The sequence below is a fragment of the Paraburkholderia sp. SOS3 genome (assembly GCF_001922345.1).
Taxonomy (GTDB): domain Bacteria; phylum Pseudomonadota; class Gammaproteobacteria; order Burkholderiales; family Burkholderiaceae; genus Paraburkholderia.
The window spans coordinates 3,238,447-3,254,677 of record NZ_CP018811.1 but is presented as its reverse complement, the minus strand read 5'-3'; the positions used below and the strand labels follow the sequence as shown (position 1 = coordinate 3,254,677).

Below are 16,231 nucleotides of genomic sequence, written 5' to 3'. Positions count from 1 at the left end.
AGCCCCTTCAAGCATGAACCGACCTGATCCCGACGAGTTGCTCGGCAAACTGCAGCGCGAAGAAGAACGACGCCAGCGCGGCAAGCTGAAGGTATTCTTCGGCGCATCCGCCGGTGTTGGCAAGACCTATGCGATGTTGCAGGCCGCGCGGCGGCGCAGGGAAGAAGGCGTCGATGTCGTGGTCGGCATCGCCGAAACGCACGGCCGCTCCGAAACGGCCGCGCTGCTCGACGGACTCGACGTGTTGCCGCTTGCGCGCATCGCGTATCGCGGACGGCAGCTCGCCGAATTCGATCTCGACGCGGCGCTCGAACGCAAGCCGCAACTGATTCTCGTCGACGAACTCGCGCATTCGAACGTGACCGGCGCGCGGCATGCGAAGCGCTGGCAGGACGTCTACGAGCTGCTCGACGCGGGCATCGACGTCTATACGACGGTCAATGTCCAGCACCTTGAAAGCCTCAACGACGTGGTCGGACAGATTACCGGCATTCGCGTCTGGGAGACCGTGCCCGATCGCGTGTTCGACCGCGCCGACGAAGTGACGCTCGTCGATCTGCCCGCCGAAGAACTGCTCGACCGGATGCGCGACGGCAAGGTCTATCTGCCGCAGCAGGCCGAGCGCGCGGTGCGCAACTTCTTTCGCAAGGGCAATCTGATCGCACTGCGCGAGTTGGCGCTGCGGCGCACGGCCGATCGCGTCGATGCGCAGATGCGCGAGTACCGTGCCGACCGCTCGATCCAGCCGATCTGGCAGGCGCGCGAGCGGCTGCTCGTCTGCGTGGGACCCGGACCCGAGGCGCCGATGCTGGTGCGCGCGGCCGCGCGTCTCGCGGCTGCGCTGAAGGCCGACTGGATCGCGGTGTACGTCGAAACGCCGAAGCTGCAGCGCCTCTCCGACGAACGCCGCGAACGCACGCTCAATGCGCTGCGGCTCGCGGCCGAACTCGGCGCGGAAACCGCGACGCTCGCGGGCGCCGACGCGATCGGCACGCTCGTCGGCTACGCGCGCGTGCGCAATGTATCGAAGCTCGTGGCGGGCGGCACGTCGCGCAGCGGCTTGCGGCGCCGGCTGCAGCGGCCGTTCGCCGAACGCCTCGCCGAGCGCGCCGACGATCTCGACCTGACGCTGATCCGCGCGATGACCGAACGCGGCAGCGCACGCGACGGCGGACAGGACGCCGACGCGAGCGCATGGCGCGACGCGCTGCGCACCGCGCGCGAACGGCGCTCGCCGCGCAGCGCCTATGCGTGGGCCGCGGCGATCTGCGCGGCGATCACGTGTATCGCGAGCCTGCTGATCGGGCATATCGATCTCGCGAACCTCGTCATGCTGTACCTGCTCGGCGTGATTTTCGCTGCGGTCCGGCTCGGGCGCGGGCCAGGCGTGGTGCTGTCGTTTCTGAGCGTCGCCGCGTTCGACTTTTTCTTCGTGCCGCCGCGCATGTCGTTGTCGGTCACCGACACGCAATACCTGCTGACTTTCTTCGGCATGCTGCTCACGTCGCTCGTGATCAGCCATCTGACGTCGAGCCTGCGCCGCGAGGCGAGCGTCGCGCAGCGGCGCGAACAGCGCACCGGCGCGATGTACGCGATGGCGCGCGAACTCGCGGCGGCGCTGACGACCGAGCAGATCATCGGCATCGGCAGCCGCCACGTGAGCGAGGTGTTCCGCGCGCGTGTCGCGATCCTGCTGCCGGACAGCGCGGATCAGGTCCGCCAGAAGGTCGACGATCCGGATCAGCAGATCATGCTGGACGGCGCGGCGCTCGATATCGACGTCGGCCAGTGGGTATACGACCAGCAGAAGCCGGCCGGACACGGCACCGATACGCTGCCGGCCGCGGTCGCGCTCTATCTGCCGCTGAAAGCGCCGATGCGCACGCGCGGCGTGCTCGCGGTGAAGATGCACGACGAACGCGAACTCGACGTGCCCGAGCAGCAGCGCATGCTCGAGGCCTTCGGCGCGCAGATCGCGCTCGCGCTCGAGCGCGTGCATTACGTTGAAATCGCGCGCGATGCGCTCGTCAACATGGAATCGGAGCGGCTGCGCAACTCGCTGCTGTCGGCGATCTCGCACGATCTGCGCACGCCGCTCACGACGATCGTCGGCTTTTCGTCGATGCTCGCGCAGGCGCGCGCCGCGCAGAATGCGGCCGAAGGCGCCGCCGCGCAGGCGACATCCGAAGGCGCGCTCGAAGAAGCGACGCACGCGCAGGCGCAGGCGATCGACGACCTCGTCGATGCGATCCACGAAGAGTCGATGCGCATGGCCGGCATCGTGACGAATCTGCTCGATATGGCGCGGTTGCAGGCGGGCGGGTTGCAACTGAACCGGCAATGGTCGCTGCTCGAGGAGACGGTCGGCGCGGCGCTGCGCACATGCCGGCGCGTGCTCGAGCGGCATCCGGTGCAGGTCCGGCTGCCGGCCGATCTGCCGCTGCTGCAGCTCGACGCGGTGCTGATGGAGCGGCTGTTTGCGAATCTCTTCGAAAACGCGGCGAAGTACACGCCGGCCGATACGCCGCTCGTGATCGGCGCGCAGCAGATCGAGCAGGACGGCAAGCCGTTCGTGCGCGTCACCATCGACGATTCCGGGCCGGGCCTGCCGACCGGCATGGAGTCGCGTATCTTCGAAAAATTCACGCGCGGCGAGAAGGAGTCGGCGAAGCCCGGCATCGGCCTCGGGCTCGCGATCTGCCGTGCGATCGTCGACGCGCATGACGGGAAGATCGGTGCGGCCAATCGGGTTGCGCCGGACGGGCATATCGAAGGCGCGCGCTTCTGGTTCACGCTGCCGGTCGAGACGCCGCCGCCGGTGCCGGAGGCGCTCGAAGACGAGTCCGAAGAAGAAAGCGGCGCCCATGATGACGGCCGCGCGGCGCAGGACGGCGACGTGCCGCGTGGCGAATCGTCGGGCCGCGAGCCGCCGGGCGGCGACCGCTCGCCCGCTTCGACGGCAACGACAACATTAGCGAAACCTGGCCATGAGTGACCCGAGCATCACGGTCGTACTGATCGAAGACGAAAAACAGATTCGCCGCTTCGTGCGCGCGTCGCTGGAAGGCGAGGGCATCGTCGTGCACGACGCGCAGACCGGCAAGCAGGGGCTTGTCGAAGCGGCGACGCGCAAGCCCGACCTCGTGATCGTCGACCTCGGCCTGCCCGATACCGACGGCCTCGATGTGATCCGCGAGCTGCGCGGATGGAGCGATCTGCCGGTGATCGTGCTGTCCGCGCGCACGCAGGAAAGCGAGAAGGTGGCCGCGCTCGACGCGGGCGCCGACGACTATCTGACCAAGCCGTTCGGCGTCTCGGAACTGCTCGCGCGGATTCGCGCGCACCTGCGCCGGCGCAATCATGCGGGCGCGAGCGACTCGCCGCAGGCGCATTTCGGCGCGGTGACGGTCGACCTCGCGCTGCGCCAGGTGTGGCGCGACGGCGAACTCGTGCATCTGACGCCTATCGAGTACCGGCTGCTCGCGACGCTCGTGCGCCATGCGGGCCGCGTGCTCACGCACCGGCAGCTGCTGCGCGACGTCTGGGGGCCGTCGCACGTCGAAAGCCACCACTATCTGCGCATTTATATGGCGCATCTGCGGCAGAAGCTCGAGCGCGACCCGGCGCAGCCCGAGCATATCCTGACCGAAACCGGCGTCGGGTATCGGCTGGTCGGCGTGGCTTGAGGCCGGCGTGCGGCGCACTATATCGATTCGCGGATGTGTGCGCCTTTCATCAGATGCCGTTTGATATAATTACGGTATCGTAAGGACGGCCTTACGCGTTCGGAATCAACGGGGACGACCCCAGTTACCGTGTGGGAGCGTCCTGATGTCGTGGTTTCTTCTGTTTATTGCGGGGCTGCTCGAAGTTGCCTGGGCGGCCGGCCTCAAATCTTCCGATGGTTTCACGCGGCTGTGGCCGTCGGTGTTCACCGTCGTCACCGCGCTCGGCAGCTTCGTGCTGCTCGCGCTCGCGATGCGCCAGTTGCCGCTTGGCACCGCGTACGCCGTGTGGACCGGCATCGGCGCAGTCGGCGCGTTCGTATTCGGTATCGTCATGATGGGCGAGGCGGTAACGCTGCCGCGTATCGCCAGCGCGCTGTTAATCGTTGTCGGATTGATCGGGCTCAAGCTGTCGTCAGGTCATTGAGCGATCATTTAGCGGTCTGCAAGCGACCTCCGAGCGTCGACGAGGCGCTCGGCGATTACGCATCGAGCACGCCACGCGGGCAACCCGGTTGCCCGCGCAACTCATCCGGTTCGGCCTGGCTGGCGCTGCAAAACCTTGAATCTGCTGCGCATAGTCCGCTTTTCGCCACAGCAGTTCTGCCTTTCAATCGGCGGATTCCGAAACGACGTGGCTATAATGAACCCAATTCCAACCTGAACTCGTACCGTGCGGCGTGGCGCTGCGCGGACTCGGCGGCAATGGCTGGGCGGGGCGCACGGGCGCGCTTCGCACCGCAGGTCGCGAGGAGCACGAGGCGTGCACCGTGCGCGTCTCCGGAGGCGCGCCATGCTTGAACCCCTTTCGCTTGCAGCGGGCCTGTCATGGGGCAGCGGACTGCGCCTCTATCTGACCGTGCTGATCGCGGGCCTGCTCGCACGCTTTGGCGTGATCCATCTTCCCGACACGCTCTCTGCGCTGAGTTCGTCATGGGTAATCGGCGTCGCCGGGGCGCTGACGGTTGCCGAATTCCTCGCCGACAAGATTCCCGCGTTCGATTCGCTGTGGGATGCGATCCATACGTTTATCCGCATTCCGGCCGGCGCCGTGCTCGCGGCCGGTGCGCTCGGCCATGCCGATCCGGCGTTGCTGACGGTGGCCGCGCTCGCGGGCGGCACGCTCGCCGGCACCGCGCATCTGACGAAGGCCGGTACGCGCGCATTGATCAACCTGTCGCCCGAGCCGGTGTCGAACGTCGTCACGTCGACGGCCGAGGAAGGCATGGTGTTCGGCGGCCTGCTGCTCGCGCTGTTCGCGCCGGTCATCTTCCTCGTGCTGCTGGTCGGTTTTCTCGTCGTCGTGAGCTGGGTGCTGCCGCGGCTGTGGCGCGGCGTGCAGGGCGGCTTCCGCGGCATGGCGACGCATATGGTGTCGCGTCTTGCGCGGAGCCGGCACGATTGAGCGCGCCGGCCCGTGAAGCAGGAAAACACGTAGCGCAGCGCTCGCTGCCCGTGCCGCGCCGGCGCGTCGCGACCGGCGACCTGCTGCGCCAGGCGGCGCTGATGACGGCGCGCGACTGGCGCGCCGGCGAGCTGACGATGCTGCTGCTCGCACTCGTGCTCGCGGTGGCCGCGCTGACGAGCGTCGGCTTTCTCGCCGACCGGCTGCATCAGGGGCTCGAACGCGATGCGCGCCGGATGATCGCCGCCGACTTTGTCGTGCGCGCCGATCACCCGGTCAATTCGCAATTCGCGCAAGAGGCGAAGTCGCTCGGTCTGGAGACCGCGACTACGGCGATTTTTCCTAGCATGGTCAACTCGACGGCCGCGCAGCCGATGTCGCGGCTTGCCGCGATCAAGGCGGTGTCGCCCGGCTATCCGTTGCGCGGCGCGCTGCGGATCGCACCGAAGCCCGGGGCGCCCGACGAAGCGGCCCGCTCGATTCCGCCGCCCGGGACCGTCTGGGTCGACGAGCAACTGCTCGACGCGCTGAAGGTGCAGGTTGGCGACAGCGTGAAAGTCGGCGGTCGCGATTTCAGGATCGGCGCGGTGATCACGAAGGAGCTCGATCGCGGCTTCGCCTTCGTCAATTTCTCGCCGCGGCTCATGATGAACGATGCCGACGTCGCGTCGACCGGGCTCATCACCTACGGTAGCCGCGTCACGTACCGGCTGCTCGTCGCGGGCAGCGACGCGTCGGTCGAGACCTATGCGAAATGGGCGCACGAACACGTCGACGGCGGCAAGATGCGCGGCGTCGCGCTCGAATCGCTGCAGGACGGTCAGCCGCAGGTGCGCCAGACGCTCGATCGCGCGCGCCACTTCCTTACGCTCGTGTCGCTGCTGACCGCGCTGCTCGCGGCGGTCGCGATCGCGATGGCCGCGCATCGCTACATGCGCCGGCACCTCGACAGCTGCGCGGCGATGCGCTGCCTCGGCGTGAGCCAGCGCACGCTGCGCGCGCTCTTTACGATCGAGTTCGTCGGGCTCGGCGTCATCGGCGGACTCGTCGGCGTCGTGCTCGGCTTTGTCGGGCACTTCGTGCTGCTGCGCTGGCTCGGCGGCCTGATCGGCGTCGTTCTGCCGTATCCGGGCGCGTGGCCGGCCTTCGAAGGCATTGCGGCGGGGCTCGTGCTGCTGCTCGGTTTCGCACTGCCGCCACTGCTGCCGTTGACGCGCGTGCCGCCGGTGCGCGTGCTGCGCCGCGAATGGGGCGAAGCGGGCCGCACCGCGTGGGCCGCGTATGCGCTAGGCGTCGTGCTGTTCGCGGCTCTGCTCGTGCTCGCGGCCGGCGAACTGAAGCTAGGCGGGATCGTCGCGGGCGGATTCGCGGGCGGGCTGCTCGTGTTCGTCTGCGTTGCGCGCGTGGCGCTGTGGGGCGCGGCGCGCGTCGTGCGCAGCGAGCGTTTCGCGGTCGGCGTCGGCTGGCGTTATGCGCTCGCGTCGCTCGAGCGGCGCGCGAATGCGAGCGCGCTGCAGATCACCGCGCTCGCGATCGGCCTGATGTGCCTGCTGCTGATCGCGATGACGCGCGACGATCTCGTCGCGGGCTGGCGCAAATCGACGCCGCCCGACGCGCCGAACGAATTCATCATCGATATCCAGCCCGATCAGCGCGTGCCGGTCACGCAGTATCTTGCGCAGCACGGCTTCGCCAAGGTCGACCTGTCGCCGATGGTGCGCGGCCGGCTCACCGCGATCAACGGCAAGCCGGTCAACCCCGACGACTACAAAAGCGAGGATGCACGGCGCCTCGTCGACCGCGAGTTCAACCTGTCGTACACGACGCAACTGCCCGACGACAACCGGATCGAGGCCGGCCGGTGGTACGGCGCTACGGACAAACCGGAAATCTCGATCGAGCAGGGGCTCGCGAAGCTGATCGGCGTCAAGCCCGGCGACACGCTGCGCTTCGACGTAACGGGTCTGTCGATCGAGGCGCCGGTCACGAGTACGCGCAAGCTCGACTGGGGCTCGTTCAAGGTGAACTTCTTCGTGCTGATGCCGCCGGCCGCGCTGAAGGATTTCCCCGCGACGTTCATCACGAGCTTTCATGTGCCGCCCGAGCGGCGCTCGGCCATCGATGGTCTGATCGCCGCCTATCCGAACCTGACCGCGATCGACACCGCGCCGATTCTCGCCCAGGTGCAGACGGTGATGGAGCAGGTCATCGATGCGGTGCAGTTCCTGTTCCTGTTTACGCTCGTCGCGGGCGTACTCGTGCTGTACGCGGCGCTGGCGGGCACGCGCGACGAACGCATGCGAGAATCGGCGCTGCTGCGCGCGCTCGGCGCGTCGCACCGGCAGGTGCGGGCGGTGCAGATCGCCGAATTCGTCGCGGTGGGCGCGCTGTCCGGCCTGATGGCCGCGCTTGGCGCGCAGGCGGTCGGTTCGCTGCTCGCCACGCGCGTATTCGACTTCTATCTGGAGTTCGATCCGTGGCTGCTGCCGGCCGGCATCGCCGCCGGAATCGCGTGCGCGGGACTCGGCGGCTGGCTGAGCCTGCGGCATGTGCTGATGCGGCCGGCGCTTCAATCGCTGCGCGACGCGTGAAGCGCGTCACACTTCTTCATTTGCAATGAACTGGCTTTTCCCCGTATGACCGACTCTAACGACACGACGATCGCCCCACCGACGGCGTTCGAACTCGTGGGCGGCGAGGCGCGCGTGCGCGAACTCGTCGACCGCTTTTACGACCTGATGGACCTCGAGCCCGATTTCGCGGGCATCCGCGCGCTGCATCCGCCGACGCTCGAAGGCTCGCGCGACAAGTTCTTCTGGTTCCTGTGCGGCTGGCTCGGCGGCCCGAGCCACTATGAGGACCGCTTCGGCCATCCGCGGCTGCGCGCGCGGCATCTGCCGTTCGCGATCGCGTCGAGCGAGCGCGATCAGTGGCTGCGCTGCATGGCGTGGGCGATGCAGGACGTCGGTTTGTCCGACACGCTGCGCGAACGGCTGCTGCATTCGTTCTTCGACACGGCGGACTGGATGCGTAACCGGCCTGGCTGAGCACATGTGTTCTACCGTCCACGGTAGAGCCGAGTCGGGCCTGAAGCACGCGCGATGCCGCCGCCGGCACATGCTTCGGGTACCGAACATGACGCACGAACCGAATCACGATACCAAGGAGATTCCCCCATGGCGACGCGTGCACTTTTTCGCGAAGACGCATATCTGACAGGCTGCGACGCGACGATCACGGCCGTCGACGAACACGGCATTCATCTCGACCAGACTGTGTTCTATCCGCTTGGCGGCGGTCAGGCCGGCGATGCGGGCGCGCTCGTGCTCGCGGACGGCACGCGCATCGGGATCGCCGACACGCGCAAGGCGAAGTTCGAAGGCGCGACGCCCGACGACGCGGTGCACGTGCCGGCGCCGGGCCAGGAAGCCCTGCTTGCGCGCCTCGGCGCGGGCGCGCGCGTGCGCGCGGAAATCGACTGGGCGCGCCGTTACCGTCATATGCGGCTGCACACGGCGAGCCATCTGATGTGCGCGGTGCTGCCTTATGCGGTCGATGGCTGCAGCATCACGACCGACTATGCGCGGCTCGACTTCGCGACGGTCGAGCCGATCGAGCGCGAGCATGTCGAAGCGCGGCTCGCCGAGCTCGTCGGCGGCGCGCATGACGTCGCGACCGAATGGATCACCGACGACGAAATGGCCGCGCGGCCCGAGCTCGTGCGCACGATGAGCGTGAAGCCGCCGATGGGACTCGGCCGCGTGCGTCTGTTGCGTATCGAAGGTGTCGATCTGCAGCCGTGCGGCGGCACGCATGTACGCAATACGGAAGAAATCGGCGCACTGCGCGTCGCGAAGCTCGAAAAGAAGAGTGCGCGCACGCGCCGGCTCGTGCTGGAACTCGTGTGAGCGAGCGTTCGAACCGCGCGCAGGCGTATTCGCCGCAAGCCGACTATGCCTCGCTCGATGCGCGCTCGCGCGACGTGCTCGATTGCTGGTTCGGCGTGCCAGCTTCAGGCGAATATGGCACGGACCGCAAGTGCTGGTTCAAACGCAGCGGCGCGTTCGACGCGATGCTGCGCGAGCGTTTCGGTTCACTGATCGAAGCGGCGCTCGCGCATGAACTCGACGCATGGCTTGCGACGCCGCTGGGGTCCGTCGCGCTCGTCATCGTGCTCGACCAGTTCACGCGCAATTGTCATCGGGGTTCGGCGCGTATGTACGACGGCGATGCGCAGGCGCTGAACATTGCGCGGCATATGATCGAAGAGGGTAGCGACGTGTTGCTGCCGACGCTCTACCATCGCGCATTCGCGTATATCCCGTTCGAGCACGACGAAACGATGGAAGCCCAGCGCGAATCGATGCGGCTTTATCGGGAGCTGGAAGCGCAGGGACTCGACGCATCGTACGCGCAGTCGGCCGTGCGGCACGCGAAGGTCATCGAACGCTTCGGGCGCTTTCCACATCGCAATGCGTTGCTGGGCCGTCAATCGACCGAAGAGGAGATCGCGTTTCTGCGCGAGCGCGGATCGCGGTTCTAGCGCAGTTCCGGCACGATTCCAGCGCGCTCCGAACGCGTTTTTCTAATGGTCGAGCGGTGCAGCCAGCGGCAAGGCGGCCGTGCGCCCGGCGGACGGCGGCCGCGCAAGTCCTCGCAATCACCGGCCGCCCGTCACGTCGATTATCGCGCCGGTCACATACGACGATGCGTCGCTCAACAGCCATACGATCGTCTCCGCCACTTCCTCCGCGCTGCCCGCGCGACCAAGCGGCGTCTGCGCGCCGAGCACCGCTGCGCGATCGGGCCGGCCGCCGCTCGCGTGAATCTCGGTATCGATGAGACCGGGGCGCACCGCGTTCACGCGCACGCCGTGCGGGCCGATTTCCCTCGAAAGACCGATGGTCAGCGTATCGATGGCGGCCTTCGAGCCGGCATAGTCGACATATTCGTTCGCCGCGCCGAGCCGCGCGGCCGCGGACGACAGATTGACGATCGCGCCGCCATGGCCGCCGCGGTCCTTCGCCATGCGCCGCACCGCCTCGCGCGCGCACAGATAGGCGCCATAGACATTGGTGTCGAAAATCCGCTTCATGCGCGCGGCGTCCATATCGGCGAGCGGCATGCCGGGCGCGACGATGCCCGCGTTATTGACGAAGCCGTCGAGCCGTCCGAACACGCGCATGCATTCGTCGAACATCGCGATCACCGCGGGTTCTTCGGCCACATTGCCGGGCAGCAGATGCGCGCGTGCGCCGGCGCTTTCGACGAGTGCCGCCGTTTCGCGCGCGGCCGCTTCGTTACTCGAATAGTTGATGCCCACCGACCAGCCGAGCGCGGCAGCGAGCCGCGCGGTCGCGCGGCCGATGCCGCGGCTCGCTCCTGTGATCAGAACGACTTTCGTCATGGTTGCCTCATCGGTTCAATGAAGGGGATCAAGGCTTGCGCGCAAGTGGAGCGCGTCAAACCTTGTCGCGGTGCTGCGACCACTTGTCCTGCGCGAGCGGGCGGTAGTGTTGCAGCTTGCCGAGCAACGCTGCTGCCTCGTTGTCGATCTGCAGCGTCTCGAAGTAGGTCTGCTGCATGAAGCCTTCGCGCACCGTGTGCTCGAGCATCGCGATCAGCGGGTCGTAGAAGCCCGCGATATTGAGTATGCCGACGGGCTTGCGGTGATAACCGAGCTGCGCCCACGTGTAGACCTCGAACAGCTCTTCGAGCGTACCGGCGCCGCCCGGCAATGCGACGAACGCATCGGAGAGGTCCGCCATCAGCTTCTTGCGCTCATGCATATCGGACACGACGTGCAGTTCGGTCAGGCCGTGATGGCCGATTTCCTTGTCGACGAGCAGCTCCGGAATCACGCCGATCGCGCGGCCGCCGGCCGCCATCACCGAGTCGGCGATCATGCCCATCAGGCCGACCTTGCCGCCGCCGTACACGAGCGCCAGATTCGCGTCGACGAGGGCACGGCCGAACGCGTGCGCCGCTTCTGCATAAATGGGGTTGGCTCCTTTCGCGGAGCCGCAATAGACACACACTGCTTTCATCAAGTGGACTTCCTGCTTCAGGATGCGTGCGATGCGCACTCAAGGTTTGACCGTACTGCGTTCGCGCGCGACTTCCGTGCCCGCTGCGGCAGCACCGTTGGCCGACGCGGCAACCGGCGCAGCCGCCGATGCCGACGGCGCCGCATCGCGCGGCGGCAGGTAGTCGTAGAACTCGCGCTTCGGCAGCTTGCCCGACACGAGATCGTCGAATAGCTGGCGCGAGCGGCCGCGCAGATACGGGGCCATTACCGACACGATCTGCACGCTGACCTGATGCAGGTCCGCGCGGATCGACTCCGGGTCATTGTACTTGCGCGGATTCATGACGAACTGATACGACAGCCAGTACGTGCCGATCACGCCGATGTTGGTCGTGATCACGCGCAGTTCGTCGGGTGTCGCGACCATCTCGCCGTCTTCGACGAGCTGCTCGCAGAACTGGCTCGCGAAACGCACCTTGTGGCTGATGATCTGCTTGAAGTGCATCTCGAGCATACGGTTGCGCGCGAGCAGATCGTTGAGATCGCGGTAGAGAAAGCGATAGCGCCACGTGAATTCGACCATGTACTGCAGATACGACCACATCTCGTCGATCGTCACGCGATGGTCGTCGGGCAGGCGCAGCCGCTTTTCGATCTCCTGCTCGAACTGGCCGAAGATGCTGTTGATGATGTCGTCTTTGTTGCGGAAGTGGTAGTACAGATTGCCGGGGCTGATCTCCATCTCTTCGGCGATGGTCGTGGTCGTGACGTTCGGCTCGCCGATCTCGTTGAAGAGCTTCAAAGACAGTTCGAGTATCCGTTCGCGCGTGCGACGGGGAGGTTTGGCTTCCATGTCGTCCTGCCCTCAGATAATGACCGGGCCGACACGAAAAAGCCGCATGCGACTGCGGCGCGTCCGCCCGGTGCAGGTGTAAACGTCCGATCAGCGTTCGCTGAGATTATTTGAAGATTATAAACCGACCGTTCGAATCCCCGACCGGGCGGTCAGGGTTTTACCCGAGACGAACGTGGCGGCGAAGCGACGCATCAGGCAGCGCGCCGCGAGATAAGGCAAGTGAACGCATGCGAAGGCAAGCGGCAGCGAACGGCTTCGCGGCGCGCTCGCCGTTTTTCAGTGAAACAGCACGCCGATCCACCGCGCGATCAGCGGGCCGACGATCAGCGCCCACGTCATCACGCACATGAAGAGCGCGACCATCACGGCCGCGCTGCCGAGATCCTTCGCGCGCCGCGACAGTTCGTGACGCTCGAGCGAGATGCGGTCGATCGCGGCTTCGACGCTCGAATTCAGCAGTTCGACGATCAGCACGAGCAGCACCGAGCCGAGCAGCAGCACGCGCGAGACCGGATCGACGGGCACGGCGAGACCGCACGGCACGAGAATCGCCGCGAGCGTCAGTTCCTGACGAAATGCGCTTTCCTCGCGAATCGCAACGCGAAAGCCGGCAAGCGAATTCTTCATCGCATGCCATGCGCGCGTGAGGCCGCGGTTGCCCTTGTACGGATTGAAAGGCAGGGGCGCGAGCGGATCGTCGGGGCCAAGCGGTTCGTGCGCGTCGGACTCGCGGCGCGGGGACGGCTCGGAATGCATCGCGGGCTTCCTCGGCGTGGTCGGATGCCCAGCATAGCGCATGCTCGCCGGGTCGGCCGCCGCGGTGCGCTCGATGCGCGCGCGCTCGTCGAAAGCGTGCGTGGCGGTTCCGTTCTGCGCAGGCTCGCGATGCGCGGCGCGTTCGTCGCGGCCGTGTTCGTGTTCGTGGATGTCGGCGAACGGATCGTCGCCGGCGCTATGCGCTTCGTCATCGTGCTGCGCGCGTTGCGAAGCGCGCAGCAAATGCGGGTGTCTGGCTCGCATGGGAAGTGACCGGTTGGCTCGCGTGAGCCGCGCGTTATGCGGCGGCGCTTTCTTCACGCGGATACGCGGTGCGCGGCAGCGGTTTCAGGTGCGCGGCGAATTGCTCGGAGGCCGCAGCCCACGAGAAACGCTCGGCCCATGCGCGCGCGTGGTCGCGGTCGATCTTCAGCGCATCGAGGCACGCTTCGCGCAGGTCCTCGTTCATCGCGCCCGCGCCGCCATCGCCGAGCACGTCGATCGGGCCCGTCACCGGATAGGCGGCGACCGGCGTGCCGCAGGCGAGCGCCTCGAGCAGCACGAGGCCGAACGTGTCGGTGCGGCTCGGGAACACGAATACGTCGGCGGCCGCATAGACTTTCGCGAGTTCGGGCTGCGACAGCACGCCGAGATAATTGACTTCGGGATAGCGCGATTTCAGTTCGGCGAGCGCGGGGCCTTCGCCGGCGACCCATTTCGAACCGGGCAGATCGATCTTCAGAAACGCCTCGACGTTCTTCTCGACGGCGACGCGCCCGACGTACAGAAAGATCGGCCGCGCGGTATTGAGCACCTTCGAGTCCATCTGATGAAAGATGTCGAGATCGACGCCGCGCGTCCACAGCACGACGTTCGTGAAGCCGAATTTTTCGAGGTCCGATTTCACGACCGGCGTCGGTGCCATCACCGCGAGCGATGCCTTGTGGAACCAGTGCAGGAAGCGATACGTCCACGCGAGCGGCACGCCGAAGCGCGCCTGGACATACTCGGGAAAGCGCGTGTGGTAGGCGGTCGTGAATGGCAGCTTGTGTTTGATCGCATAGGCGCGCGCCGCGAGTCCGAGCGGGCCTTCGGTCGCGATATGCAGCGCGTCGGGCGCGAATTCGTCGATGCGACGATGCAAATGGCGCTTCGGGAACAGCGACAGGCGAATCTCGGGATAGGTCGGGCACGGAATCGTTTTGAACTCGAGCGGCGTGAGCATTTCGATGCGATGGCCGAGCGCGGTCAGTTCGCGCGTCGTGTTCTTCAGCGTGCGAACCACGCCATTGACCTGCGGCTCCCATGCATCGGTGACGATCATGATCTTCATCGGTGTGGCCCTTGTCGAAAGAAGTGGGACAGACGGGTAAACGAGGGAGCATGGCTCTCGCGCTGTGTGCCTGCGATGTCTCTCAGGGCAACGGCGCGAGAGCCGTGCTCGCGCGCACTACGCGGTCGCGCGCGCCTTCTGCGCGCTGACCGGCGGCGCGCGCATCACGGTCCAGTAGACGACCTTCAGTTCGCCTTCGTAAGTCTCGACGAGCGCGGAGAGGCTTTCGACCCAGTCGCCGTCGTTGCAATACAGCACGCCGTCGATATCGCGAATCTCGGCCTTGTGAATATGGCCGCAGACGACGCCGTCGCAGCCGCGGCGACGCGCTTCGTCGGTCATCACGCGTTCGAACGACGAGATGAAATTCACGGCGTTCTTCACCTGATGCTTGAGGTACTGCGACAGCGACCAGTACTGGAAGCCGAGCTTGCTGCGGATGCGGTTGAACCAGCGGTTCAGCACGAGAATCAGCGTGTAGAGCGTGTCGCCGAGATAGGCGAGCCACTTCGCATGCTGGATCACGCCGTCGAACAGGTCGCCGTGCACGATCCACAACCGCTGGCCCGCGAGCGTCGTGTGGAACGCTTCGCCGCGCACGTGGATATCGCCGAATGCAAGATCGCAGAACTGGCGCGCGGCTTCGTCGTGATTGCCGGGCACGTAGACCACCTGCGTGCCTTTGCGCGCCTTGCGCAGGATTTTCTGCACGACGTCGTTGTGCGCCTGCGGCCAGTACCAGCCCTTCCTCAACTGCCATCCGTCGATGATGTCGCCGACGAGATACAGGTATTCCGACTCGTTATGCCGGAGAAAATCGAGTAGGTAGGATGCCTGACAACCGTTCGATCCAAGGTGAATATCCGAGAGCCAGATGGTCCGGTAGCGATGCACTTCATCGGGATTGTCGTCGTGCGGTGCGTCGCTGGAGGAGGGAATGGCGGAAATCGGAGGCAGAGGAATCGCAGCGGCAGAGGGGCTGTTGGGCCCGAAGCCGACGGGGTCGACGCTCGGGCCAGTCTGGCGGAACAGGGAAGTCGCGGACGTTTTTGGGTCCATGGCTCGCGCGTCGGGTTGCAGTACCCGCATTGCACAGTTGCGTCATGACGGAGCCGTGACAGTCACGAGAATTTCTTTTTACGCAACCCGACGTGTGGTGCGCGCGATACAGCGGCGAGGCTCACCGTTGCGGTCACACGGATGCAATGTGCGCAGTGGCGGAAAAGCCTCGAAGCGGTGCGGCTTGCAGCACTGGCATTCGCTTGCGGACTCGCGTGCGCCTCGTGTGGTGCCCGACGCGCCGCTATCGTTGCCGTTGCCGCTGCCGGGCGGCACGCGGTGGAACGGCGCCGGCGTCTCAGCGCGTGACCGACTCGATGCGCGTGCCCGCGAGCCGGTCGTGCAGAAACTGACGGTCTGCGAAAAGCCGTGCGACAGCGGCCCACGCAATAAACCAGAGGCCCGCGACGGCGAGCGTGTGCGGCACCGTGAGCTCGAAGAGCGGATGCAGCGCGAGCGGCGGCAGGAACCAGAGCCATGCGAGCACGTAGCGCGCCAGCGCGCGCGGCCACGACAGCGGTGCGCCGTCTTTCGCGCGCACGACGCGCAGGCGCCATGTTTTCATCGGCAGCGTTTGTCCGCCGTGCGTCCAGCACCAGACGAAATACACGCCGACGACGATGCCGATCCACGCCGCAAGCCAGTCGCGATGGACGAGCCCGTTGCGCTGCTGCGTGAGCGTGCTGAACAGATAGCCGGCGATAAACACAATGCCGAACAGGATCACGCCTTCGTAGACGAGCGTTGCAAGGCGGCGGCGGACGGTGGGGGCCGGTGCGGGCGATGGCGTGTCCGCGCCTGTTTTCGGTTCCGGCGGCGTCTGCCGACTGATCGCGGGTTCAGGCGGCAAGTCGGCCGAAGCAAGCGCGGCGTTCGGAGCGGAAGCGGATGGTTTCATCGAATCGGGTCGGCGCGCACCAGAGGAGGATCGAGGCCAGCATCAGCCGCGAGCATCACGGAAAAGTCCCGCAGCGTGAATCAGGGAAAAGACCCAGAAAACGGAGATGCCCGGAGGCGCGCACGCATCGTGTGCGCCGTGTGCGCCGCGCCTATGCGGCGGCCGCCGCCA

15 protein-coding genes are annotated in these 16,231 nt (G+C 66.4%); 8 read left to right on the top strand and 7 right to left on the bottom strand.

Going from position 1 to position 16,231, the window contains the following annotated elements; translation table 11 throughout:
* Window positions 1-13: 13 nt before the first annotated feature.
* From BTO02_RS14525 to BTO02_RS14490, 8 genes are all read left to right on the top strand, one after another.
* Window positions 14-2,995, top strand: coding sequence for a DUF4118 domain-containing protein (locus tag BTO02_RS14525; RefSeq protein ID WP_083615128.1), 2,982 nt, complete (start codon window positions 14-16; stop codon window positions 2,993-2,995).
* Window positions 2,988-3,686 carry a two-component system response regulator KdpE gene (kdpE, locus tag BTO02_RS14520; RefSeq protein WP_075157628.1) on the top strand — a complete coding sequence of 233 codons (699 nt, stop codon included), beginning with the start codon at window positions 2,988-2,990 and terminating at the stop codon, window positions 3,684-3,686. The genes BTO02_RS14525 and kdpE overlap by 8 nt, the downstream gene beginning before the upstream one ends.
* A 145-nt stretch (window positions 3,687-3,831) precedes the next feature.
* Window positions 3,832-4,152, top strand: coding sequence for a quaternary ammonium compound efflux SMR transporter SugE (gene sugE, locus BTO02_RS14515; protein ID WP_075157627.1), 321 nt, complete (start codon window positions 3,832-3,834; stop codon window positions 4,150-4,152).
* 366 nt (window positions 4,153-4,518) lie between these two features.
* Window positions 4,519-5,130, top strand: coding sequence for a DUF4126 domain-containing protein (locus BTO02_RS14510; RefSeq protein WP_075157626.1), 612 nt, complete (start codon window positions 4,519-4,521; stop codon window positions 5,128-5,130).
* Window positions 5,131-5,231: 101 nt separating this feature from the next.
* On the top strand, window positions 5,232-7,721 hold the full coding sequence (locus BTO02_RS14505) for an ABC transporter permease (RefSeq protein WP_075158878.1): 2,490 nt from the start codon (window positions 5,232-5,234) through the stop codon (window positions 7,719-7,721).
* Between the two features lie 45 nt (window positions 7,722-7,766).
* Window positions 7,767-8,177: a group II truncated hemoglobin gene (locus tag BTO02_RS14500; protein ID WP_075157625.1), complete on the top strand. Its 411-nt coding sequence runs from the start codon at window positions 7,767-7,769 to the stop codon at window positions 8,175-8,177.
* Between the two features lie 129 nt (window positions 8,178-8,306).
* Window positions 8,307-9,038, top strand: coding sequence for an alanyl-tRNA editing protein (locus BTO02_RS14495; RefSeq protein ID WP_075157624.1), 732 nt, complete (start codon window positions 8,307-8,309; stop codon window positions 9,036-9,038).
* Window positions 9,035-9,673: a DUF924 family protein gene (locus tag BTO02_RS14490; protein ID WP_075157623.1), complete on the top strand. Its 639-nt coding sequence runs from the start codon at window positions 9,035-9,037 to the stop codon at window positions 9,671-9,673. Before BTO02_RS14495 ends, BTO02_RS14490 begins: the two co-directional genes overlap by 4 nt.
* 117 nt (window positions 9,674-9,790) lie before the next feature.
* Here BTO02_RS14490 and BTO02_RS14485 read toward each other — a convergent pair whose 3' ends face one another.
* The 7 genes from BTO02_RS14485 to BTO02_RS14455 all read right to left on the bottom strand — a co-directional run bounded on the left by BTO02_RS14485 (window position 9,791) and on the right by BTO02_RS14455 (window position 16,060).
* The gene (locus BTO02_RS14485) at window positions 9,791-10,537 is read right to left on the bottom strand and encodes an SDR family oxidoreductase (RefSeq protein WP_075157622.1); all 747 of its coding nucleotides are present in this window, start codon (window positions 10,535-10,537) and stop codon (window positions 9,791-9,793) included.
* A gap of 55 nt (window positions 10,538-10,592) precedes the next feature.
* Complete coding sequence (locus BTO02_RS14480) at window positions 10,593-11,177, bottom strand: TIGR00730 family Rossman fold protein (protein ID WP_075158877.1); 585 nt, start codon at window positions 11,175-11,177, stop codon at window positions 10,593-10,595.
* A 39-nt stretch (window positions 11,178-11,216) separates the two neighbouring features.
* Window positions 11,217-12,011 carry a TetR/AcrR family transcriptional regulator gene (locus BTO02_RS14475; protein ID WP_232243366.1) on the bottom strand — a complete coding sequence of 265 codons (795 nt, stop codon included), beginning with the start codon at window positions 12,009-12,011 and terminating at the stop codon, window positions 11,217-11,219.
* A gap of 279 nt (window positions 12,012-12,290) precedes the next feature.
* A complete protein-coding gene (locus BTO02_RS34320; RefSeq protein ID WP_075157621.1) occupies window positions 12,291-13,034 on the bottom strand; it encodes a diacylglycerol kinase in 744 nt (247 codons plus the stop codon).
* 34 nt (window positions 13,035-13,068) lie between these two features.
* Window positions 13,069-14,103, bottom strand: a complete 1,035-nt coding sequence (locus tag BTO02_RS14465; RefSeq protein ID WP_075157620.1) for a glycosyltransferase family 4 protein — start codon at window positions 14,101-14,103, stop codon at window positions 13,069-13,071.
* Window positions 14,104-14,220: 117 nt separating this feature from the next.
* Window positions 14,221-15,162 (bottom strand): UDP-2,3-diacylglucosamine diphosphatase, encoded by a 942-nt coding sequence (locus BTO02_RS14460; RefSeq protein WP_075157619.1) that lies wholly within the window; start codon window positions 15,160-15,162, stop codon window positions 14,221-14,223.
* A 298-nt stretch (window positions 15,163-15,460) separates the two neighbouring features.
* Window positions 15,461-16,060: an RDD family protein gene (locus BTO02_RS14455; protein ID WP_083615127.1), complete on the bottom strand. Its 600-nt coding sequence runs from the start codon at window positions 16,058-16,060 to the stop codon at window positions 15,461-15,463.
* Between the last annotated feature and the right edge of the window lie 171 nt (window positions 16,061-16,231).

Excerpts from the sequence above, each read along its gene's own strand:
- BTO02_RS14525 (WP_083615128.1), top strand. The coding sequence starts at position 14 with ATGAACCGACCTGATCCCGACGAGTTGCTCGGCAAACTGCAGCGCGAA.
- BTO02_RS14505 (WP_075158878.1), top strand. The coding sequence starts at position 5,232 with ATGACGGCGCGCGACTGGCGCGCCGGCGAGCTGACGATGCTGCTGCTC.
- BTO02_RS14475 (WP_232243366.1), bottom strand. The coding sequence starts at position 12,011 with ATGGAAGCCAAACCTCCCCGTCGCACGCGCGAACGGATACTCGAACTG.
- BTO02_RS14460 (WP_075157619.1), bottom strand. The coding sequence starts at position 15,162 with ATGGACCCAAAAACGTCCGCGACTTCCCTGTTCCGCCAGACTGGCCCG.
- sugE (WP_075157627.1), top strand. The coding sequence starts at position 3,832 with ATGTCGTGGTTTCTTCTGTTTATTGCGGGGCTGCTCGAAGTTGCCTGG.
- BTO02_RS14495 (WP_075157624.1), top strand. The coding sequence starts at position 8,307 with ATGGCGACGCGTGCACTTTTTCGCGAAGACGCATATCTGACAGGCTGC.
- BTO02_RS14485 (WP_075157622.1), bottom strand. The coding sequence starts at position 10,537 with ATGACGAAAGTCGTTCTGATCACAGGAGCGAGCCGCGGCATCGGCCGC.
- kdpE (WP_075157628.1), top strand. The coding sequence starts at position 2,988 with ATGAGTGACCCGAGCATCACGGTCGTACTGATCGAAGACGAAAAACAG.
- BTO02_RS34320 (WP_075157621.1), bottom strand. The coding sequence starts at position 13,034 with ATGCGAGCCAGACACCCGCATTTGCTGCGCGCTTCGCAACGCGCGCAG.
- BTO02_RS14465 (WP_075157620.1), bottom strand. The coding sequence starts at position 14,103 with ATGAAGATCATGATCGTCACCGATGCATGGGAGCCGCAGGTCAATGGC.
- BTO02_RS14500 (WP_075157625.1), top strand. The coding sequence starts at position 7,767 with ATGACCGACTCTAACGACACGACGATCGCCCCACCGACGGCGTTCGAA.
- BTO02_RS14455 (WP_083615127.1), bottom strand. The coding sequence starts at position 16,060 with ATGAAACCATCCGCTTCCGCTCCGAACGCCGCGCTTGCTTCGGCCGAC.
- BTO02_RS14480 (WP_075158877.1), bottom strand. The coding sequence starts at position 11,177 with ATGAAAGCAGTGTGTGTCTATTGCGGCTCCGCGAAAGGAGCCAACCCC.
- BTO02_RS14510 (WP_075157626.1), top strand. The coding sequence starts at position 4,519 with ATGCTTGAACCCCTTTCGCTTGCAGCGGGCCTGTCATGGGGCAGCGGA.